Source organism: Methylobacterium sp. 174MFSha1.1 (assembly GCF_900116815.1).
In the GTDB taxonomy this organism is placed as follows: domain Bacteria; phylum Pseudomonadota; class Alphaproteobacteria; order Rhizobiales; family Beijerinckiaceae; genus Methylobacterium.
The window spans coordinates 234,658-257,103 of sequence record NZ_FPCB01000009.1 but is presented as its reverse complement, the minus strand read 5'-3'; the positions used below and the strand labels follow the sequence as shown (position 1 = coordinate 257,103).

13 protein-coding genes are annotated in these 22,446 nt (G+C 71.3%); 9 read left to right on the top strand and 4 right to left on the bottom strand.

Annotation, left to right across the window (positions count from 1 at the left end; genetic code table 11):
* Window positions 1-20: 20 nt before the first annotated feature.
* Window positions 21-557: a DUF2244 domain-containing protein gene (locus BM430_RS08835; protein WP_093566865.1), complete on the top strand. Its 537-nt coding sequence runs from the start codon at window positions 21-23 to the stop codon at window positions 555-557.
* Between the two features lie 321 nt (window positions 558-878).
* Here the strand turns inward: BM430_RS08835 and BM430_RS08830 are convergent, their stop codons facing one another.
* The 3 genes from BM430_RS08830 to BM430_RS08820 all read right to left on the bottom strand — a co-directional run bounded on the left by BM430_RS08830 (window position 879) and on the right by BM430_RS08820 (window position 4,914).
* Window positions 879-3,134 carry an SF1B family DNA helicase RecD2 gene (locus tag BM430_RS08830; protein ID WP_093566864.1) on the bottom strand — a complete coding sequence of 752 codons (2,256 nt, stop codon included), beginning with the start codon at window positions 3,132-3,134 and terminating at the stop codon, window positions 879-881.
* 81 nt (window positions 3,135-3,215) lie between these two features.
* Window positions 3,216-4,061 carry an FkbM family methyltransferase gene (locus BM430_RS08825; protein ID WP_093566863.1) on the bottom strand — a complete coding sequence of 282 codons (846 nt, stop codon included), beginning with the start codon at window positions 4,059-4,061 and terminating at the stop codon, window positions 3,216-3,218.
* A 211-nt stretch (window positions 4,062-4,272) separates the two neighbouring features.
* The gene (locus tag BM430_RS08820; protein ID WP_093566862.1) at window positions 4,273-4,914 is read right to left on the bottom strand and encodes a DedA family protein; all 642 of its coding nucleotides are present in this window, start codon (window positions 4,912-4,914) and stop codon (window positions 4,273-4,275) included.
* A gap of 290 nt (window positions 4,915-5,204) precedes the next feature.
* On the opposite strand from BM430_RS08820, the gene BM430_RS08815 reads away from it, so the two are divergent.
* From BM430_RS08815 to BM430_RS08780, 8 genes are all read left to right on the top strand, one after another.
* Window positions 5,205-6,590, top strand: a complete 1,386-nt coding sequence (locus BM430_RS08815) for an MdtA/MuxA family multidrug efflux RND transporter periplasmic adaptor subunit (RefSeq protein ID WP_093566861.1) — start codon at window positions 5,205-5,207, stop codon at window positions 6,588-6,590.
* Window positions 6,591-6,831: 241 nt separating this feature from the next.
* Complete coding sequence (locus BM430_RS08810; RefSeq protein WP_093566860.1) at window positions 6,832-9,951, top strand: MdtB/MuxB family multidrug efflux RND transporter permease subunit; 3,120 nt, start codon at window positions 6,832-6,834, stop codon at window positions 9,949-9,951.
* A 220-nt stretch (window positions 9,952-10,171) separates the two neighbouring features.
* Window positions 10,172-13,456, top strand: coding sequence for an efflux RND transporter permease subunit (locus BM430_RS08805; RefSeq protein ID WP_093566859.1), 3,285 nt, complete (start codon window positions 10,172-10,174; stop codon window positions 13,454-13,456).
* Between the two features lie 233 nt (window positions 13,457-13,689).
* Complete coding sequence (locus tag BM430_RS08800) at window positions 13,690-15,153, top strand: efflux transporter outer membrane subunit (protein WP_093566901.1); 1,464 nt, start codon at window positions 13,690-13,692, stop codon at window positions 15,151-15,153.
* 541 nt (window positions 15,154-15,694) lie between these two features.
* Window positions 15,695-17,314: an ABC transporter ATP-binding protein gene (locus tag BM430_RS08795; protein ID WP_093566858.1), complete on the top strand. Its 1,620-nt coding sequence runs from the start codon at window positions 15,695-15,697 to the stop codon at window positions 17,312-17,314.
* On the top strand, window positions 17,311-18,519 hold the full coding sequence (locus BM430_RS08790; RefSeq protein ID WP_093566857.1) for a phosphopentomutase: 1,209 nt from the start codon (window positions 17,311-17,313) through the stop codon (window positions 18,517-18,519). The genes BM430_RS08795 and BM430_RS08790 overlap by 4 nt, the downstream gene beginning before the upstream one ends.
* 46 nt (window positions 18,520-18,565) lie before the next feature.
* Window positions 18,566-19,936 carry a cytochrome P450 gene (locus BM430_RS08785; protein ID WP_244539387.1) on the top strand — a complete coding sequence of 457 codons (1,371 nt, stop codon included), beginning with the start codon at window positions 18,566-18,568 and terminating at the stop codon, window positions 19,934-19,936.
* A 78-nt stretch (window positions 19,937-20,014) separates the two neighbouring features.
* Window positions 20,015-20,665 (top strand): TetR/AcrR family transcriptional regulator, encoded by a 651-nt coding sequence (locus BM430_RS08780; protein ID WP_093566856.1) that lies wholly within the window; start codon window positions 20,015-20,017, stop codon window positions 20,663-20,665.
* A 257-nt stretch (window positions 20,666-20,922) separates the two neighbouring features.
* On the opposite strand, the gene BM430_RS08775 is transcribed toward BM430_RS08780, so the two are convergent.
* Entirely contained in the window at window positions 20,923-22,398 is a 1,476-nt protein-coding gene (locus BM430_RS08775; RefSeq protein WP_093566855.1) for a SulP family inorganic anion transporter, read from the bottom strand.
* Between the last annotated feature and the right edge of the window lie 48 nt (window positions 22,399-22,446).

Here is a 22,446-nt window from a genome sequence, read left to right as displayed (position 1 = left end):
GCGCGCCTTATATTGTGCGCATGGCAAGCGGCAAGGCACCGGACGACGCAGGCGCGCGGCACCCCTACGGGCGCGATCCGGACGCGATCGAGCGCCCGGTCTTCTCGGCGACCATCCGGCCGCATTGCTCGCTGTCGCGCCTCGGCTTCCGGGTCGTCATGGTGGCCTGCGGCGGCGTCGCGCTGGTCACGGGACTCGCCTTCCTCCAGATGGGGATGTGGCCGGTCACCGGCTTCTTCGGCCTCGACATCGCGGCGCTGTGGCTGGCGCTCACCCTCAACGCCCGCCGCGGCCGCTCCTTCGAGGAGGTGGTGATCAGCCAGATCGAGGTTCTGGTCGCGCGCGTCAGCCATCGCGGCGAGCGGGCGGAGTGGCGCTTCAACCCGCTCTGGACCCGGCTGCACAAGGTCGAGGACGACGAGTACGGGCTTCTGTCCCTGTCCTTCGTCTCGCGCGGCCAGCGGGTGCTCGTCGCCCGCGACGCGTCGCCGACGGAACGGCAGGTGGTGGCCGACGGGCTGACGCGGGCGCTCGCCGAGGTGAAGAAGGGGTATTGACGGAGTTGCCTCAGGCGCCGTCAGGATGAGTTCAGGACTTAAACACGAGGCGCAGGCAAAACCCTCCCCCCTCTGCGGGGGGAGGGTGCCCCACGAAGTGGGGCGGGAGTGGGGACGCCGCTTCCGGAGATGTCGGACGCTCCATGAAGGGCGCGATCTGGATCAACGTCGCGCTGCCCCTCTCCCGGCTCGCTCCGCTCGCCACCCTCCCCCGCAGAGGGGGGAGGGTTGGCTCGCGCCTCATCCGGCGAGGGACGCGATCCGTCCGGTTCTGTACCGTCAGCGGTCATGCCCGGCCCCTGCATCTCCCTCCGCTTCGCTTCAGTCGTCCGGGAAGGGGGAGGGGGTCGTCGAGGTGACGCTCCGGCGGGGAGACCCGCCGGCCCGCGTCCTCGCCGGCTTCCGCAGCCACTCCGCCAGCTTCGTGTGCCGCGGCCTCGCCCCACCCCGCACCGCGATCGCCACCGCGCGCGTCTGCGCCACCAGCACCACCAGCCGCTTGCCCCGGGTCACGCCCGTGTAGAGCAGGTTGCGGGCGAGCATCGTGTAGTGCTGGAGCGCGACCGGGATCACCACGGCCGGATATTCCGACCCTTGCGACTTGTGGATCGTGATCGCGTAGGCCGGGCTCAAGGCGTCGAGTTCCTCGAACGGCCATGTCACCTCGCGACCCTCGAATCCCGCCGTCAGCAGGCCTTCCTCGGGATCGACCCGCAGCACCACTCCGAGATCGCCGTTGAAGACCTCGCGGTCGTAGTCGTTCTGGCCCACCATCACCCGGTCGCCGGGGGCGAAGACCCAGCCGAACCGCTCGACCGAGACGGCCGGGTTCGGGTTCAGCACCCGCTGGAGCGCCTGGTTGAGGTGGCGGCTCCCCAGGGCCCCGCGGGTCATCGGGCAGAGCACCTGCACGTCCCGGACCGGATCGAGGCCGAAGCGGCGCGGGATGCGGCGCGTGACGATCTCGACCAGCTTCTCGGCCCCGATCTCGGGGTCGTCGATCGTCACCACGAAGAAGTCGCCGTCGGGGGTGCCCGCGCCCTCGGGCATCTTGCCCGCGTTGATCCGGTGGGCGCCGGTGACGATCCGGCTCTCGGCGGCCTGGCGAAACACCTCCGTGAGGCGCGCCACCGCGACGCGGCCGGAGGCGATCACGTCGGCCAGCACCCGCCCCGGACCGACCGAGGGCAGCTGGTCGACGTCGCCGACGAGCCAGAGGGCGGCGTGGCGCGGCAGGGCCCGGGTGAGGGCGTTCATCAGCGGCACGTCGATCATTGAGGCCTCGTCCAGCACCAGGAGATCGCAGGCGAGGGGAGAATGCTCGTTCCTCTGGAAGCCGCCGTGGCGCGGGTCGATCTCGAGCAGGCGGTGGATGGTCTTCGCCTCGCGCCCGGTCTGCTCGCTCATCCGCTTGGCGGCCCGGCCGGTGGGGGCGGCGAGAAGCACCCCGGCCCCCGCCTCGTCGAGCATCCGCAGGAGCGCGTCGAGGGTGCTGGTCTTGCCGACGCCGGGACCGCCGGTCATCACCGCGACCTTGGCGTTGAGCAGCGTCGCGGCGGCGGCGCGTTGCGAGGGCGAGAGCGGTCGGCCGGTCGCGGCCTCGACTCGCGCCAGGGCCGCCTCCGTGTCGATCTCGTCCCAGGGCAGGGGCGCGTCGTCCAGCGCGATCAGCCGCTCGGCGATGGCCTGTTCCGCCGCGTGCAGGCCGCGCAGGAACAGGTGGGGCACGTCGGCGATCGTGTCCATCACCACCGACTCGCCGCCGATCTCCTCGACGAGGGCGGTGCGCAACAGGCTCGCATCGACCGCGAGCAAGTCGGCCGCCCGGGCGATCAGGTCCGGCACCGGCAGGGCGCAATGGCCGTCATCCATCGCCGCCTGGAGCGCGTAGGCGAGGCCGGCGCGCAGGCGCTCGGGCGCGGTCGGCGGCAGGCCGAGCCTGGCCGCGATCGAATCGGCTGTGCGAAAGCCGATGCCGCGCACGTCGCGGGCCAGCCGATAGGGATCCTCGGTCATCACCCGGACCGAGTCGGTGCCGTAGGTCTTGTAGATCCGCACCGCCCGGGCGGTGCCGACGCCGTGGGCGTGCAGGAAGACCATGATCTCCCGCACCACCTTGTGCTCGGCCCAGGCCGCCGTGATCCGGGCGGCGCGCGTCGGGCCGATCCCCGACACCTCGGTCAGGCGCTCAGGCGTAGCCTCGATCACCGCGAAGGTGTCGGCCCCGAAGGCCGCGACGATGCGCTTGGCCATCTCCGGGCCGATGCCGCGCATCTGGCCCGAGGCGAGGTAGCGGCCGATGCCCTCGACGCCCGTGGGCGGCGTCGCCGCCAGCGTGTCGGCGCGGAATTGCAGCCCGTGCTCGCGGTCGCTGATCCAAGCGCCGGTGGCGGTCACCCACTCGCCCGCCGCCACCGCCGGGGCGTGCCCGATCACCGCCACGAGGTCGCGCCGGCCCCGCGCCTTGACCTTCAGGACGCAGAATCCGCTCTCGGCGTTGTGAAAGGTGACGCGCTCGATCGACCCGGCGAGGGCGTCGGGGGAGCGGGAGCGCGGGGGAGCGGCGAAGGCGGCCATCGGCACGCCTTCAGATCGGATGGGGCCAAGGGTCTCGCAAGGGCCGGACCCGCATGGGCCGGACCCCCATGGGCCGCCCCGCTACCCCTCCCGCTCGAAGATCAGGTTCAGCCGGGTCTGGGCGATGCGGCGGTAGCCGTGGCGGGTGAGGAGGGCGGCGAGGTCGGTCTGCCACAGGTCGGTGCCGTCCTCGACGACCAGGAGTCGCGGGAGCAGGGACGGGGGCGCCTGGCGCAGGAACGGCTCGAGGATCAGGTCCTCGGCGCCCTCGACGTCGAGCTTGACCGCGTCGAGCCGGGTCAGGCCCTCGCCCCGCACCAGATCGAGGAGCGAGACCGCCGGCACGCGGATCGCCGCGCCCTCGCTGGTGCCCACCACCTTCAGGCTCGATTCGCCGCGGTTGCGGGGATCGACGAACAGGGTCATCTCGCCGGCCTTGTCGGCCACCGCGCAGGCCACTGCCTTGATGCTCCCGAACGGGTTCTGGGCGATGTTGAAGGTGAGCTTGTCGAAGATGTCCGGCTGTGGCTCCACGGCCAGGATCCGCGCCCCGGGGCCGGCGGCGGCGGCCACGAACAGCGCGTAGGCGCCGACATTCGCCCCGATATCGAGGAAGACGCAGTCCGGTCCGGTCCGCTCGGCCAGCTTCTCGGCCAGGATTCGTCTCTCCAGCGGATCGAAGAACTGCGGCGTGAAGAGCACCTTCTTCTCGCAGTTGTTGTTGTAGGGGTGCAGCCGCATGCGGGCACCGTAGCGCTCGACGTCGAGGGGCCGGCCGCGCAGCAGGCGGATGGCGCAGCGGCGCAGGAGCAGGGCGAGGCGCCGGGCGCGCCAGCTCTCGTCGGGCAGGCGCTCGGTGCGCGAGACGATCCAGCGCACGAGCCCGGCGGGCGCGTAGGTGCCGAAGGGATGGGTGGTCTGTGTCATCGGGCCGGTTCGACGCCGCGGCGCACCGCGGCCGCCCCGCGCGGCGGCGGGGCGGGTGGGGGAGTATCAAAGTGCGCCTCATGCCACCCGCGGGCGCGGGCGGCAATGCGCGATGCCACCCCGAGGGCGGGGCGGAATCGTGCGATGCCACCCCGAGGGCGGGGCGGAATCGTGCGATGCCACCCCGCAGGCGGGGCGGCCATGCGCGGCGTCAGGCGAGGGGGCCGGGAATCGCCGCTTCCGCCTCGTCCGTCAGCCGCGCCTCGTGCCGGCGCACGAACAGCCACAGGGCGATGCCGCCGAACACCACGAAGGCCAGGAGCCCGAGGCCGATCGGCCCGACGACGTGCTCGATCGAGCGGCCGCATAGATAGGCGCCGAAGCCCATCAGCGAGGCCCAGGCGATGCCGCCGGCGGCGTTAAACAGGAAGAAACGGCGGGCGTCGAACTGGTTCACCCCGGCGAGCAGAGCCGCGTAGGCGCGCAGCATCGCGGTGAAGCGGCCGAAGAACACGATCTTGCCGCCGTGACGCTGGAACAGGTACTGGCCGAGCTTGAGCCGGCGGTGGTCGAGGGCGATCTTCGACCCATGCTTGAGCAGCAGCGGCATGCCCCAGCGCCGGCCGACCCAGTAGCCGACATTGTCGCCGATGATTGCCGCCAGGGCCGCCGCCAGCACCACGAGCCCGATGCGCAGCTGCCCGGTCGAGCCGGCATAGACGGCCGCCGAGATCAGCGCGGTCTCGCCCGGCATCGGCACGCCGGCGCTCTCGAGGGTGATGACGAAGAAGATCGCCCAGTAGCCGTATTGGGAGATCAGGTCGGCGATCGGCAGGTCGTGGAGGAAGTGCATTCTGGTACCGTGGACGATCGATGCAGGGCGGCGCCGTGTCGCGCCCCATCCCCTCAGATAGGCGTGCGGATCGTGGCTCTTCCAGGGCGCCGCTCGGGCGGCGTTCAGCAATCGTGAGGCAACATCGCGGTCGTACTGACGACGCATTGCCGTGCGGAAAGGCGGGGCGGGGGCGTCGTCGGCGGGGCTTCGGGGGCGACGTGCCGCAGGCGTCGGCCACGCTGCCGGTACGACATGAGGGGCATCGCGGGGGCGCTGCGTCAGGTTTCTAGTCCGGGTTGTCCAGGTCGATGAACGAATTGTCTCCCATCCGCACCGACGACGCGGTCGAGGCGCCGCGCCGTCGGCGCGGCCGCGGGCTGGTCTGGTTCCTCGTGCTGCTGGCGCTCGCCGGCGGCGGATACTGGGCCTACCGGACCTACTTCCCGGACGGGTTCAAGAAGCCGCAGGCGCAGCAGGCCGCCACCGGCCGGCGCGGCGGCGGTCGCCGCGGCGGGGGCGGGGAGGGGCCGCAGGCGGTCGGCGTCGCCACGGTGCAGAAGGGCGAGATGCCGGTGGTGCTCTCAGGCCTCGGCACCGTGACCCCGCTCGCGACCGTGACGATCCGCTCGCAGGTGAGCGGCTACCTGACCCAGATCGGATTCCGCGAGGGCCAGACCGTCAAGGCCGGCGACTTCCTGGCCCAGATCGACGTGCGCCCCTACGAGGCTTTGCTCGCCCAGTACCAGGGCCAGCTCCTGCGCGATCAGGCGCTCCTGCAGAATGCGCGCCTCGACCTCGTCCGCTACCAGACCCTGAACCGGCAGGATTCGATCTCGAAGCAGAACGTCGACACGCAGGCCGCGACGGTGAAGCAATATGAGGGCGTCGTCGCCTCCGACCAGGCGCAGATCGACCAGCAGAAGCTCAACATCAACTACGGCCGCATCACCGCGCCGGTCGAGGGCCGGGTGGGCCTGCGCCAGATCGACCAGGGCAACTACGTCACCGCCGCCTCGACCGGCATCGTCGTCGTGACCCAGCTCCACCCGATCTCGGTTCTGTTCACCCTGCCCGAGACCGTGTTGCAGCGGGTGATGGATCGCCTGCGCGCCGGCGCCACCCTGCCGGTGCGGGTCTTCGACCGCTCCGACACCACCGAGATCGCGCGGGGCACCCTCGACACCGTCGACAACCAGATCGACGTCACCACCGGCACGGTGAAGCTGCGGGCCCTGTTCCCGAACAAGGACGACCGGCTGTTTCCCAACCAGTTCGTCAATGCCCGCCTCGACGTGGATACGGTGCGCGACGCGGCGCTGGTGCCGGCGGCGGCCGTCCTGCGCGGCACGCCCGGCACCTACGTCTATCTCCTGACCGGCGAAGACAAGGTCGCAGTGCGCCCGATCGAGATCGGCGAGAGCGACGGGGTTCGGACCGTGGTGACGAAGGGGCTCGCGGTCGGCGACCGGGTGGTGGTCGACGGGACCGACCGGTTGAAGGATGGAGCGCAGGTGCGGGTGACCGGCGGGCGGCCGGAGAAGGCGGCCGGGCCGGAGGCGGAGGCGAAGCCGGCAGCGCCGGCGGACGGGGAGGGTGCGGCGGCCCCGGCACGTTCGGAGGGGCAGCGCCCGGAAGGCCAGCGTCCCGAGGGCGAGCGCCCGCATCGCCGCCGGCAGCAAAGCCAGAACCCGTGACCATGACGAGGCACGCCGCCCAGAACCCTCCCCCCTCTGCGGGGGAGGGTGCCCCGCGGAGCGGGGCGGGAGAGGGGAGCCCGGCTTCCGGAGAGGTCGCGCGCGTCATGCGGGCCGCCCGCTGGATCAGCGTCGCGCTGCCCCTCTCGGCGGGACTTCGTCCCGCTGCGCTCGCTTCGCTCGCCACCCTCCCCCGCAGAGGGGGGAGGGTTGAGGGCGCGCGCCTCGCGGGAGACGGCGCATGAACCCCTCCCGCCTGTTCATCCTGCGCCCGGTCGCCACCACGCTGCTGATGCTGGCGATCCTGCTCACGGGCATGATCTCCTACTTCAACCTGCCGCTCTCGGCCCTGCCCTCGGTCGATTACCCGACGATCCAGGTCCAGACCTTCTATCCCGGCGCCAGCCCCGAGGTGATGACCTCGGCGGTGACGGCGCCGCTCGAGCGGCAGTTCGGTCAGCTCGCCAACCTCAACCAGATGACGTCGCAGTCGTCGGCCGGCGCCTCCGTCATCACGCTCCAGTTCAGCCTCGACCTCGGCATCGACATCGCGACGCAGGAAGTTCAGGCCGCCATCAACGCCGCCGGCAACCTCTTGCCGAGCGACCTGCCGGCCCCTCCCGTCTACGCCAAGGTGAACCCCGCCGACGCGCCGATCCTGACGCTCGCGCTCACCTCGAAGACCCTGGCGCTGACGCAGGTCCGCGACCTCGCCGAGACGCGGCTCGCCCAGAAGATCAGCCAGGTCTCCGGCGTCGGCCTCGTCTCGATGGCGGGTGGGCAGCGGCCGGCGGTGCGGGTGCGCTTCAACGCCTCGGCCCTCGCCGCCTACGGCCTCAACATCGACGACCTGCGCACCACCATCAACAACCTCAACGTCAACACCCCGAAGGGCTCGATCGACGGGCCGACCCAGTCCTTCACCATCAACGCCAACGACCAGATCCGCGACCCCGGCGCCTATCGCGACGCGGTGATCGCCTATCGCAACGGCGCGCCGGTGCGGCTCTCGGCGGTGGCCGAGGTGGTGGAGGGGGCGGAGAACACCCAGCTCGGCGCCTGGATGGACACCACGCCGGCGGTGATCCTCAACATCCAGCGCCAGCCCGGCGCCAACGTCATCGCGGTGGTCGACCGGATCAAGGCGCTCCTGCCCCAGCTCCAGGCGACCCTGCCGGCGGCGATCCAGGTGACGCCGCTCACCGACCGCACGGTGACGATCCGCGCCTCGGTCGAGGACGTGCAGGTCGAGCTGCTCCTCGCCATCGCCCTCGTGGTGCTGGTGATCTTCCTGTTCCTGCGCTCGCTGCCCGCCACCCTGATCCCGAGCCTGTCGGTGCCGCTGTCGCTCGTCGGCGCGCTCGCCGTCATGGACCTGTGGGGCTTCTCCCTCGACAACCTCTCCCTGATGGCGCTCACCATCGCGACCGGTTTCGTCGTCGACGATGCGATCGTGGTGATCGAGAACATCGCCCGCCACGTCGAGGAGGGCGACAGCCCGATGGAGGCGGCGCTCAAGGGCTCGCGCGAGATCGGCTTCACCATCATCTCGCTCACCGTCTCGCTGCTCGCGGTGCTGATCCCGCTCCTGTTCATGGGCGAGGTGGTCGGCCGGCTCTTCCACGAATTCGCCATCACGCTGGCGGCCACCATCGTCATCTCCGGCGTGGTCTCCCTGACACTGGTGCCGATGCTGTGCGCGCGCCTGCTGCGCCACCAGCCGCCCCAGGCCCGCGCCGCCGGGCGGATCGCCAGCGCCGGCCGCCGGCTGATGGAGGGGGGCATCGCGTTCTACGGCCGGACCCTCCGGGGCGTGCTGGCCTGGCAGGGCCTGACGCTGCTGGTGGCCCTCGGCACTCTCGTCCTGACCATCTACCTCTACGTGGTGATCCCGAAGGGGTTCTTCCCGATCCAGGATACCGGGCTGATCCAGGGCATCACCCAGGCCGACCAGACCGTCTCGTACCGCGCCATGGCCGAGCGCCAGCAACGCCTGGCCGAGGAAGTTTTGAAGGATCCGGACGTGGTCAGCCTGTCGTCGTTCATCGGCGTCGACGGCCAGAACGTGACGCTCAATTCCGGCCGCTTCCTCATCAACCTGCGCCCGCGCGAGGAGCGGGCGGAGAATGCGAGCGCGATCATCCGGCGCATCTCCGCCCGGGTCGCCGACGTGCCGGGCATCGCGCTGTTCATGCAGCCGGTGCAGGACCTCACCATCGACACCGCGGTGAGCGCGACGCAGTACCAGTTCATCCTGGAGAACCCGGATCTCGGCGCCTTCGACACCTGGGTCCCGCGCCTCGTCGAGCGCTTGAAGCAGATCCCCGACCTCGCGGACGTCGCGAGCGACCGGCAGGCGAGCGGGCTGGCGGCCTACGTCACCATCGACCGGGCGACGGCGGGCCGCTACGGCATCACCCCGGCCTCCGTCGACAACGCGCTCTACGACGCCTTCGGCCAGCGCATCATTTCGACGATCTTCACCCAGTCGAACCAGTACCGGGTGATCCTGGAGGCCGATCCCGACCTGCACCGGACGCTCGACTCGCTGCAAAGGATCTACCTGCCGTCCTCCACCGCCACCAACGGCCAGGTGCCGCTCACCGCGATCGCCCAGGTGAGCGAGCGGCGCGCGCCGCTCCTCATCAGCCATCTCGGCCAGTTCCCGGCGACCACGATCTCGTTCAACCTCGCGCCCGGCGCCTCGCTGGGGCCGGCGGTGGCGGCGATCAAGGCGGCGGAAGCGGAGCTCGGCATGCCCGACAGCTTCCGGCTGATCTTCCAGGGCTCGGCGCTCGCCTTCCAGGCCTCGCTCGACAACACGCTGTTCCTGGTGCTCGCCGCCATCGTGACGGTCTACATCGTGCTCGGCGTGCTCTACGAGAGCTTCGTCCACCCGATTACGATCCTCTCGACCCTGCCCTCGGCCGGCATCGGGGCGCTGGCCGGCCTGATGCTGTTCGGGCACGACCTCGACATCATCGGCATCATCGGCATCGTGCTGCTGATCGGCATCGTGAAGAAGAACGCCATCATGATGATCGACTTCGCGCTCCAGGCGGAGCGCGAGGAGGGCATGACTCCGCGGGACGCGATCTTTGAAGCCTGCATCCTGCGCTTCCGCCCGATCATGATGACGACCTTCGCGGCCCTGTTCGCGGCTGTGCCGCTGATCCTCGGGACGGGAACGGGGTCGGAGCTGCGCCAGCCGCTCGGCATCTCGATCGCCGGCGGGCTGATCGTGAGCCAGGTGCTGACGCTCTACACCACGCCGGTGATCTACCTCGCCTTCGACCGGCTCGGGCGGCGCCTCTCCGGGCGGCGGCGGAGCGGGCTGGCGCCCGGGGAGGCGGTGCCGTGAGGGGCGCGCCGATCGGGCACGTGAACCCTCCCCCCTCTGCGGGGGAGGGTGCCCCACGGAGTGGGGCGGGAGAGGGGCAGCGCGACGCTGGTCCAGATGGCGCCCGTCAGAACGGTTCAGTCACTTCCGCAAGCGTGGCTCCCCTCTCCCGGCCTGCTCCGCAAGCCACCCTCCCCCGCAGAGGGGGGAGGGTTCAGGGCGGCGTGCCCGGGGCCCACCCGTGAACCTCTCCGCCCCCTTCATCCTGCGCCCGGTCGCGACCACGCTCCTCACCCTGGGCGTGCTGCTCGCCGGGCTGTTCGCCTTCGTGCGGCTGCCGGTGGCGCCGCTGCCGCAGATCGACTTCCCGACCATCCTGGTCCAGGCGCAGATGCCCGGCGCCAGCCCCGACACCATGGCGACCACCGTCGCCGCGCCGCTCGAACGGCGGCTGGGCCAGATCGCCGACGTCGACCAGATGACCTCGACGAGCTCGGTCGGCTCGACCCGGATCGTGCTGCAATTCGGGCTCGACCGGGACATCAACGGCGCCGCCCGCGACGTGCAGGCGGCGATCAACGCCGCGCGGGCCGACCTGCCGACGGCGCTCCGCCAGAACCCCACGTACCGCAAGTTCAACCCGGCCGACGCGCCGATCCTGATCCTCGGCCTCACCTCGAAGACGCTGAGCCCCGGCACGCTCTACGATTCCGCCGCGACCGTGCTCGCCCAGAAGCTGTCGCAGCTGGAGGGCATCGGCAACGTCGACATCGGCGGCTCGTCGCTGCCGGCGGTGCGGGTCGAGCTCGATCCGCACGCCCTGTTCAATTACGGCATCGGGCTCGAAGGCATCCGCGCGGCGCTCGCCAGCGCCAACGCCAACTCGCCGAAAGGCGCGATCGAGGCCGGCGAGCGGCGCTACCAGCTCTACGCCAACGACCAGGGCCGCAAGGCCGCCGACTACCGGGACATCGTCGTGGCCTACCGCAACGGCGCCGGCGTGCGCCTGCGCGACGTCGGGCAGGTGGTCGACGGCGTCGAGGACCGGCGCAACCTCGGCCTCGTCAACGGCCAGCGCGGCGTGCTCCTGATCGTCTACAAGCAGCCCGGCGGCAACGTCGTCGAGACGATCGACCGGCTGAAGGAGGCGCTGCCGCAGCTCAAGGCGGCGCTTCCCGGTGACACCGAGCTCATCGTCACCGGCGACCGCTCGCTCACCATCCGGGCGTCCCTGGCCGAGGCCGAGCGCACGCTGATCATCTCGGTCGGCCTCGTGATCCTGGTGGTGTTCGGCTTCCTGCGCTCCGCCCGCGCCACCCTGATCCCCGCCGTCGCGGTGCCGATCTCGTTGGTGGGCACCTTCGCGGCGATGTGGCTGTGCGACTACAGCCTCGACAACATCTCGCTGATGGCCCTCATCATCGCCGCCGGCTTCGTCGTCGACGACGCGATCGTGGTGCTGGAGAACATCCAGCGCCACATCGAGGACGGGCGCTCGCGGGTCGAGGCGGCGTTGCTGGGTGCCCGCGAGGTCGGGTTCACGGTGCTGTCGATGAGCCTGTCGCTCATCGCGGTGTTCCTGCCGATCCTGCTGGCGGGCGGCATCATCGGGCGCTTCTTCCAGGAATTCGCCGTCGTCCTGTCGCTGGCGATCCTGATCTCGCTCGTCGTCTCGCTCACCACCACGCCGATGATGTGCGCCCGGTTCCTGAAACCGGAGGTCCACGGCGTGCGGCCCAACCTCCTGGCGCGGATCCTCGAAGGCGCGTTCACCGGGCTCCTGTCGGGCTACCGCGTCACCCTCGACTGGGCACTGCGCCACGGCGTGACCGTGATGCTGGTGCTGCTCGCGGCGGTGGTGCTCAACGTCTACCTCTACGTGATCGTGCCGAAAGGGTTCTTTCCCCAGCAGGATACCGGCCAGATGATCGGCGGCATCCAGGCCGACCAGCGCATCTCGTTCCAGGCGATGAGCGCGAAGCTCCGCCGCGCCGCCGCGATCGTCCAGGCCGATCCGGCGGTCGAGAGCGTGGTCGGCTTCACCGGCGGGCGCGGCACCAACTCGGCCAGCGTGTTCGTGGGCCTCAAGCCCCTCGGGCAGCGCGACCCGATCAGCGAGGTGATGGGCCGCTTGCGGCCGAAGCTGTCGGGCATCCCGGGCGCCCGGCTCTACCTGTTCCCGCGCCAGGACTTCATGGTCGGCGGGCGCCAGAGCTTCTCGCAGTACCAGTACACCCTGCAGGGCGACACCAGCGAGGACCTCTACACCTGGACCCCGAAGCTGCTGGAGGCCCTGCAGAAGGATCCGACCTTCACCGACGTCACCTCCGACCAGCAGCAGGGGGGGCTGGAGACGCGCCTCGTCATCGACCGGCCCACCGCCTTCCGCTACGGCCTGACCCCGGACCAGATCGACAACACCCTCTACGACGCCTTCGGCCAGCGCCAGGTCTCGACGATCTACAACCCGCTGAACCAGTACCACGTCGTGATGGAGATCGCGCCGCGCTACCTCGACAACCCCGAGACCCTGAAGCTCATCTACGTCTCGACCTCGGGCGCCCGGGCCCGCGGCTCGGCCACCTCCAACGCGGTCGCCGGCACCGTGACGAGCGCCGCCACCGCGACGACCGATGCGACCACCGCCGCCGCCCAGGTCGCGACCGATTCGGCCCGCAACGCCGCGACGAACTCCATCGCCTCGGCCGGGCGCTCCAGCGCCTCGTCGAGCGCCGCGGTCAGCAGCGCCAAGGAGACGATGGTGCCGCTCTCCGCCTTCGCCAGCTTCGAGGCCGGCTCGACCCCGGTCCAGGTCAGCCACCAGGGCCTGTTCGTCGCGACCACGCTGTCGTTCAACCTCGCGCCCGGCAAGAGCCTGAGCGACGCCACCGCGGCGATCGACGGCCACATGCGCGACCTGCGGATGCCCGCCACCATCCACGGCGAGTTCGCCGGCGCGGCCAAAAGCTTCCAGTCCTCGTCCTCGCGCCAGCCGCTGCTGATCCTGGCGGCCCTGCTCGCCGTCTACGCCGTGCTCGGCATCCTCTACGAGAGCTGGGTCCACCCGCTGACCATCCTGTCGACGCTGCCGTCCGCCGGCATCGGGGCGATCCTGGCGCTGATGCTGGCCGGGGAGGAGTTCGGGGTGATCGCGCTCATCGCCGTCATCCTGCTCATCGGCATCGTGAAGAAGAACGCGATCATGATGATCGACTTCGCCCTCGACGCCGAGCGCACCCGGTCCCTGAGCCCGCGGGAGTCGATCCGCGAGGCCTGCCTCTTGCGCTTCCGGCCGATCATGATGACAACCCTGGCCGCACTGCTCGGAGCTTTGCCGCTGATTCTCGACGGCGGCGAGGGCTCCGAGCTGCGCCGTCCCCTCGGCATCGCCATCGTCGGCGGCCTCATCGTGAGCCAGGTCCTGACCCTCTACACCACCCCCGTCGTCTACCTGTACCTCGACCGGTTCCGGCTCTGGGTCGGCCGCCGCCGGGGCTCCGCCACGCGGGCGCTGCCGGCCGAATGATTCTTCTCGATGATCGAATGATGCCGGACGGCGACGCGCATCCGAACCCTCCCCCCTCGGCGGGGGAGGGTGCCCCACGCAGTGGGGCGGGAGAGGGGAACCCCGCTTCCGAATATGGCGGAGCCTGTCTGAAGGGCGCCCCCTGGATCGGCGTCGCGCTGCCCCTCTCCCGGCCTGCTCCGCAGGCCACCCTCCCCCGCAGAGGGGGGAGGGTCGGCGGTGGCGCCCCGCACATCGCCGCAGCGATCCTGCTTCCCCTTGCTCTCGCCGGCTGCCTCGTCGGCCCCGACTATGCCCGGCCCACCGTCGAGACGCCCCCCGCCTTCAAGGAGGGCGGCGCCCGGCCGATGCCGCCGCGCAACTGGCGGCCGGTGCGGCCCCTCGACGAGGCGGAGCGCGGCGACTGGTGGCGGGTGTTTCGCGAACCCGCCCTCGACCGGCTGATCCGCCTAATCGACGTCGACAACCAGAGCCTGCGCGCCCAGGTCGCCGCCTACCGGCAGGCCCGCGCCCTGGTGCAGGAGGCCCGCGCCCAGCTCTTCCCGACGGCGCTCGGCGCGCCCTCGATCGCCCGGTCCAGCACCGGCGGGATCGAGCGCACCACCCTGACGCTCCAGGGCTCGGCGACCTGGGAACTCGACCTGTTCGGGCGCATCCGCCGCCTGATCGAGAGCGACGTCGCCGCCGCCCAGGCGAGCGCCGCCGACATCGCATCCGTGCGTCTCGCGCTCCAGACGCAGCTCGCCACCGCCTATTACCAGCTGCGCTACCAGGAATCGCTCCAGAGCCTGCTCGAGCGCACCGCCCGGGCCTATCAGCGCTCGCTCGACATCACCCAGAACCAGTACAATGCCGGCGTCGCCGCCCGCTCCGACGTCATCACCGCCCAGACCCAGCTCCAGACCACCCAGGCCAACGCCATCGCGGTCGGCCTGCAGCGGGCGAACCTGGAGCACGCGATCGCGACGCTGATCGGCCGCCCGCCCTCCGAGGTGTCGCTCGCCCGCGGCAGCCTGCCCGCGCGCCCGCCCGCGGTGCCGGTCAGCCTGCCCTCCGACCTGCTGGAGCGCCGGCCGGACATCGCGCTCGCCGAGCGGACCGTGCAGTCGCAGAGCGCCCAGATCGGCGTCGCCGTGGCGGCGTTCTTCCCGACCGTGACCCTGTCGGCGAGCGGCGGCATCGCGGGCGATCCGGCGCGCAACTTCTTTGCCGCCGCCAACTCGTTCTGGTCGGTGGCGGCCTCGGGCTCCCAGGTGCTGTTCGACGGCGGCGCCCGCACGGCCGCCCTCCAGGCCGTCGAGGCGGCCTACGATGCGGCGGTCGCCAATTACCGCCAGACGGTGCTCACCGCCTTCATGCAGGTCGAGAACGGTCTCGCCGGCCAGCGCATCCTCGCCCGCCAGCAGGCGGCGCAGGAACTGGCGGTGCAATCGTCGCGCCGGGCGGTCGAGATCGCGCTGAACGAGTACCGCGCCGGCACCCAGAACTACACCACCGTCGTCACCGCCCAGGCGCTGGAGCTCAACAACGAGGTCACGGCGCTGCAGGTCCGCCTCAGCCGCTTCACCAACGCGGTGTCGCTGATCGGCGCGATCGGCGGCGGCTGGGATACGCGCAGCCTGCCGAGTGGCGAGGAACTGAAACAGTTCCGGCCGCTGCCGATCGACAGCGGCCAGGCGCCGCGGGTGGATGAGTGAGAGGGGCGTCGCTCGCCGCGTCGCAGGGCTGTCCGGATCACGAGAAAGCGCAGGTCTTCTCCTCCCTCCGCGGGCGGCAGGGCTGTCCGGGGAAAAGATGTGGTGCGGATATTCTCCTCTCCCCGACAGATCCCGGGCAAGCCCGGGATCCGCAAGCTGCGGACGAAGTCGGGCAAGCCCGACTTCTCGCGGGGAGAGGCCTGAGCTCCGAAGGGGCTCAGGGAGCCCGCAGGGCGGGGGTGAGGGGGTGTTTCCGGAGGAGCCTCACTCGTCGAGACCCCCTCACCCTCGCTGCGGCTTTCGCCTCCGCTTGCTGCGTTCCCTGAACGGGAACACAGCCCTCTCCCCGCCCGCGGGGAGAGGGGATCATCCGCGCCCTTCCTTTTCCCCGGACAGCCCTAGCGCTCGCGGGGGGAGGGGAAACCGGCGCTTGCCATTTGTCTGGATTGCCCCCGCGGCGAGGCGCCGGTTCCCGGCCGCCGGGGAATGGCCTACATCGGTCGCTCGGCTCCACGCCGCCCGTCGCCCGACCCATGAGCCGATGACCGACCCGCTCCTCTCCGTCCAGGACCTCTCCGTCGCCTTCCGCCAGGGCGGGCGGGAGACCCGCGCCGTCGATCGCGTCTCCTTCGCCATCGCGCCGGGCGAGACCGTGGCCCTCGTCGGCGAGTCGGGCTCCGGCAAGTCGGTGACGGCTTTGTCGATCCTGCGCCTCGTCGACGGCGCGACGCCGGAGGGGCGGATCCTGTTCAAGGGCCGCGACCTCACGACCCTCACCGAACCGGAGATGCGCGCGGTGCGCGGCGCCGACATCACCATGGTGTTCCAGGAGCCGATGACCTCGCTCAACCCGCTGCACCGCATCGCCGAGCAGGTCGGCGAGGTGCTGCGGTTGCATAAAGGGATGAGCGGCGAGGCGGCCCGCGCCCGCACCCTGGAACTCCTGAACCTCGTCGGCATCCGCGACGCGGAACGGCGCCTCGGCGCCTATCCGCACGAATTGTCGGGCGGGCAGCGCCAGCGGGTGATGATCGCCATGGCGCTCGCCTGCGAGCCCGATCTGCTGGTGGCCGACGAGCCGACCACGGCCCTCGACGTCACCGTGCAGGCCCAGATCCTGGCACTGCTCGCCGACCTGAAATCGCGCCTCGGCATGGCGATGCTGTTCATCACCCACGATCTCGGCATCGTGCGCCGCGTCGCCGACCGGGTCTGCGTGATGCTCCAGGGCCGCATCGTCGAGACGGGCCCGGTCGCCGAGGTTTTCTCCGATCCGCAGCACGACTACACGAAGCGCCTGCTCGCCGCCGAGCCGCGGGGCCGCGGCAACCCGGTCCCGGACGGCGCCCCGATCCTGGTCGAGGCCGGGCCGATCAAGGTGCATTTCCCGATCAAGACCGGGCTCCTCCGGCGCATCACCGGCCACGTCAAGGCGGTGGACGGAGTGCGGTTGAGCGTGCGCGAGGGCGAGACCGTCGGGGTTGTGGGGGAGTCGGGCTCGGGCAAGACCACTTTGGGCTTGGCGATCCTGCGGCTCACCGCCTCGGAGGGACCGGTGGTCTATCTCGGCCGGCGCATCGACGGCCTGTCGTCCCGCGCCATGCGGCCCCTGCGGCGCGAGATGCAGGTGGTGTTCCAGGATCCCTACGGCTCGCTCTCGCCCCGGATGTCGGTGGCCGAGATCGTCGCTGAGGGGCTGGAGGTTCAGGGAAAAGGCCGCAGCGACGCCGAGCGCCGCGAAATCGTCGCCCGGGCGCTCGACGATGTCGGGCTCGATCCGGCGGCGATGGATCGCTATCCGCACGAATTCTCCGGCGGCCAGCGCCAGCGCATCGCCATCGCCCGGGCCATGGCGCTCGATCCGCGCTTCGTCGTCCTCGACGAGCCGACCTCGGCCCTCGACATGTCGGTCCAGGCCCAGATCGTCGAACTCTTGCGCGAGCTGCAAGCCCGGCGCGGCCTCGGCTACCTGTTCATCAGCCACGACCTCAAGGTGGTCCGCGCGCTCGCCAACCGCGTGATGGTGATGCAGGGCGGCCAAGTGGTGGAGGAGGGTGCGGCCGAGGAGATCTTTTCCGCGCCCCGCACCGCGTATACCCGCGCCCTGTTCTCCGCCGCCTTCGACCTGACGGCGGCCCCCGTCGGGGCGGTGCGCGAATGAGCCGGGCGCTCCTCATCGTGCTCGATTCGGTCGGCATCGGGGGCGCGCCCGACGCAGCGGCGTTCGGCGATGCGGGCGCCGACACGCTCGGCCACATCGCCGAGGCCTGCGCCCAGGGAAGCGGCGACCGGGCGGGCCTCCGGACAGGTCCTCTGCGCCTGCCACACCTCGCTGATCTGGGCTTGGGCCTCGCGGCGCAAGCCGCGAGCGGCCGGATGCCGCCCGGCCTCGCTCCCGCCGGGCCGGTCGAGGGCGCGTGGGGCCACGCGGTCGAGCGCGCGCAAGGCAAGGACACGGTCTCGGGTCATTGGGAGATCGCCGGGGTGCCGGTGGACTTTGCCTGGGGCCATTTCCCGGCGACGCGGCCGTCCTTCCCAGCCGAGCTGACCAGGGCCCTGGCCCAAGACGGCGGGCTGCCGGGCATCCTCGGCGATTGCCACGCCTCCGGTACCGCGATCATCGAGGAATTGGGCGCGGAGCACGTCCGGACGGGCAAGCCGATCTGCTACACCTCCGTCGACAGCGTGTTCCAGATCGCCGCCCACGAGGAAGCGTTCGGGCTCGACCGTCTCTACGCCCTCTGCGCCATCGCCCGCCGGCTCTGCGACCCCTACCGGATCGGCCGGGTGATCGCCCGACCGTTCACCGGCGACGAAATCTCGGGCTTCACCCGTACCGCGAACCGGCGCGACTACGCCGTGCCGCCGCCAGCCGACACGCTCCTCGACCGCCTGACCGCCGCCAGCCGTCCGGTGGTGAGCGTCGGCAAGATCGGCGACATCTTCGCCCACCGGGCGACCGGCCGCGAGATCAAGCCCGGCGGCAACGATGCCTGCCTCACCGCCGCCCTCGACGCTCTCGCCGACCTGCCCGAGGGCAGTCTGGTCTTCGCCAACCTCGTCGAGTTCGACACCGAGTACGGCCATCGCCGCGACGTGCCGGGCTACGCCGCGGCGCTCGAGCGCTTCGACGCCAGGGTGCCGGAGATCCGTGCGGCGTTGAGGCCCGGCGACCTCTGCCTCGTCACCGCCGATCACGGCAACGACCCGACCTGGCGCGGCACCGACCACACCCGCGAGCAGGTGCCGGTGATCGCCTTCGGGCCCGGCGTCACCCCCGGCCCCCTCGGGCCACTGGGCTTTCCGGAGATCGGCCGGATGGTGGCGCGCCATCTCGGCGTGGCGGAAGCGGAGCGGCTCGCTTAAAACCCCGCGGACACGCCGTTCGGGCGCCACCGGAGACTTTACCCCCTTGTCCGAGGCTCCCTTCTCCCTGGCGGCGCCCGGCTACGTGCCGCCGGCACCGCCGCTCGCCGAGCGGGTCGGCTGGCTCGGGCTCCTCGGCGCCTTCCGGCGCAACACCCTGGAGGCGTTTCCCCGCGCCTGCCTCGACGCGCCGGCGGTGCCGATCCCGCTGCCCGGGGGTGGGCGGATGGTGCTGCTCTCGACCCCGGCCGGGGCCAGGCAGGTCCTGCTCACCGGCACCGAGGATTTCGTGCGCCTGCCCGCCGGCCGGCGGGTGATCGGGCCGATCGCCGGGCGCGGCCTGGTGCTCGCCGACGGCGAGGCCTGGCGCCACCAGCGCAAGGTGCTGGCTCCCGCCTTCACGCCCCGCACCCTGCCGATGATGCTGCGCTTCGTCGCCCGCAGCGCGGAGGAATCCTGCCGCCGCCTGGAAGCCGGTCTCGGCGCTCCGGCCGATCTGCGGAGCGAGATGCAGCGCGTCGCCCTCGACATCGCCACAACGTCGATGTTCTCGCTGGAGACCGGGGCGCTCGGCGCCGAGATCCGGGCGCTGGTCTCGGGCTATCTCGACCGGCTGGGCAAGCCGACCGTGGCCGATTTCCTGCTGCCGCCGGGCTGGCCGACCCCGTCGAGCCCGCGCCGGGCGCTGTTTCGCCGCCGCTGGCTCCGGCTGGTGCGGGCGGTGCTGGAGGCGCGGCGGCAGCAAGACGCGGGCGGAGCGCCGCGGGACCTGTTCGACCTCCTGATCGAGGCCCATGGCGATGCGCCCGGCGGGCTGCTGCCCGACGAGGTCGGCACCCTGATCGTCGCCGGCCACGAGACCACCGCCTCGACCCTGTTCTGGGCCTGCACGCTGCTCGCCCGCGAACCGGGGCTTCAGGACGCGCTGGCCGGGGAAGCCGCCGGGCTCGACCTGTCCGAGACGGGTGTCGCCGGGGCGCTGCCCTCCTTGCGGCTGGCGAAGGCGGTAGCGCAGGAGACCCTGCGGCTCTATCCTCCGGTCTACGTCATCGCCCGGCGCGCCGCGCGGGCGAGCGTGGTCGAAGGCGCTGAGATCCCGGCCGGCAGCATCGTGATGATCCCGACCTGGGTGCTTCACCGCAACCCGCGCTGGTGGGACCGGCCGGAGGCCTTCGAGCCGGCGCGCTTCCTCGACCGTCCGGAACCCGACCGCTTCGTCTACCTGCCGTTCGGCGCCGGCCCCCGGATCTGCATCGGCGCGCAGCTCGCGCTCGCCGAGGCGACGCTGGTGCTGGCCCGGCTCGCCCGCGACTTCCGGCTCTCCCTCGACGACGACCGGCCGATCCTGCCGGTGGCGACCACCACGGTGCGGCCGGACCACGTGCCGCGCTTCCATCTGGCGCGACGCGCCGGTTGAGCCTGCCCCTCGCGGAAAAATGCTCTATGGCCTGTGCAGGCGGCCGATCCCGGCCCGTGATGAAGAGACAGTGACACGGTGCGACCCTGGCGCAGCGGCCCGTCCGACCGGCGCGGCTACCATCACGGCAACCTCAAGGAGGCCCTGATCGAGGCCGCGCGCCGCTTCATCGCGGAGCGCGGGATCGGCGGTTTCACCCTGGTCGACGCGGCGCGCCTCGTCGGCGTCTCGCCGGCGGCGCTCTACCGCCATTTCCGCGGCCGCGAGGCGCTGCTGGAGGAGGTGGCCGAGCGCGGCTTCACCGAACTCGCCGCCCGCCTCGCCCGGGCGCTGCGCGGCGCCGGCACGCCGCTGGAGCGCTTCACCCGCATGGGCGAGGCCTACCTGACCTTCGCCGAGGAGGAGCCCGGCTACTACGCGGCGATCTTCGAGGCCCGGCCGCCCGGTCCCGACGGCTGCCCGCCGGGCGGCACGCCCGCGCAAGGTCCGCGCGACCGCGACGCCTTCGGACTTCTGGTCGAGGCCCTGAAAAGCACCTTTCCGGACGGTTTTTCCGCCGGGGTCGATCCGCGCTTCATCGCCCTGGAGGTCTGGGCGCTCTCCCACGGCATCGCCACGCTCTCCGCCGCCGGCCGGCTGCCGACCGGGCCGGGCCTGCCGACGAAGTACGATCTGCTGCGGGCCGGCGTGCTCGCGATGGTGCATGGGGCGACAGCGCGGGCGGGGTAGAGGCGAGATTTGCAGCATCGAGGCTCGCTTCTGAAGCGGCGCACAAAATTCACCGGAGGACGTCAAACCCTCCGCGTCATCCCGGGGCCGCGCAGCGGAACCCGGGATCCATAGCCGCTGACGATGCCAGATGAGGCGGTATGCGATCCGCCTGGTTCCGCACCCTCAGCGGTTATGGATCCCGGGTTCTCGCCTGCGGCGAGCCCCGGGATGACGCGGAGAGTCTTCGTGACCGATGGAGCAATGCTGACGAGCACTCAATGCCCCGACGCCAGCGCCGCCCCCGGCTTGTCGTGAGTGCCGAGCTTGTCGACCAGGGTCGCCGAGGCCGCGTTGAGTCCGGTCACCTCCACCGGCACGCCGTGGTGGCGGAACTTCAGCACCACCCGGTCGAGGGCGTTGACGGCGGTGAGGTCCCAGAAATGGGCCTGCGTCAGGTCGATCACCACGCCCGTCAGATCCTCCTCGCGAAAGTCGAAGCCGGCATGGAAGGTCTCGGCCGTGGCGAAGAAGATCTGCCCGGTGATCCGGTAGGTGCGGGTGCCGCCCTCGCGCGCCGACGTGACGGCGAAGAAGCGGGTGACCTTGTGGGCGAAGAACAGCCCGCTCAGGACAACGCCGAACAGCACGCCCTTGGCGAGGTCGTGGGTCGCGACAACCACCGCCACGGTGCCGAGCATCACGATGCTCGACGTGGTCGGGTGCGTGACGAGGGTGCGGATCGACCGCCACTGGAAGGTGTTGATTGACACCATGATCATCACCGCGACGAGGGCTGCCATCGGGATCTGCGCGACGTAGGAGCCGAGCACCACGATCAGGAACAGCAGGAAGGCGCCGGCCCACAGGGTCGAGAGCCGGCCGCGGCCGCCCGACGAGACATTGATCACCGACTGGCCGATCATCGCGCAGCCGGCCATGCCGCCGAACAGGCCGGCGGTGACGTTGGCGAGGCCCTGGCCGGCGCATTCGCGGTTCTTGTCCGAGGTGGTGTCGGTGCGCTCGTCGACGATCGCGGCGGTCATCAGGCTCTCGAGCAGGCCGACCATCGCGAGCGTCAGCGAATACGGCAGGATGATCCTCAGGGTCTCGAGGGTGAGGGGCACGGAGGGGAGCGCAAAGGTCGGCAGCTCGCTCGGCAGCGCCCCCATGTCGCCGACGGTGCGGATGTCCAGCCCGACGATCATCGAGACGGCGGTGAGCAGCACGATGGTGACGAGCGCCGAGGGCACCGCCTTCGTCAGATACGGCAGGCCGTAGATCAGCGCGAGGCCGGCGGCGGTCATGGCGTAGACGACCGGGCCGCGGCCGATCAGCTCCGGCATCTGCGCGAGGAAGATCAGGATCGCCAGCGCGTTGACGAAGCCGGTGACGACCGAGCGCGAGACGAAGCGCATCAGGTTGCCGAGCTTGAAGGCGCCTGCGGCGATCTGGATCAGCCCGGTCAGGATCGTCGCGGCGAAGAGGTGCCCGAGCCCGTAATCCTTGACCAGATTCGTCATCACCAGCGCCATCGCGCCGGTGGCGGCCGAGATCATCGCCGGTCGCCCGCCGGCGATGGCGGTGACGACGGCGATGCAGAACGAGGCGTAGAGCCCGACCTTCGGGTCGACCCCGGCGATGATCGAGAACGCGATCGCCTCCGGGATGAGAGCGAGCGCCACGACGGTGCCAGCCAGGATTTCGCGCGTGACGTCGGGCGCCCATTCGCGCCGCAGGCGGACGAGATTCATGAGGAGAGCTTTCAGGATGGCGCGACGAGGCGCGCAAGACCGGCCGGC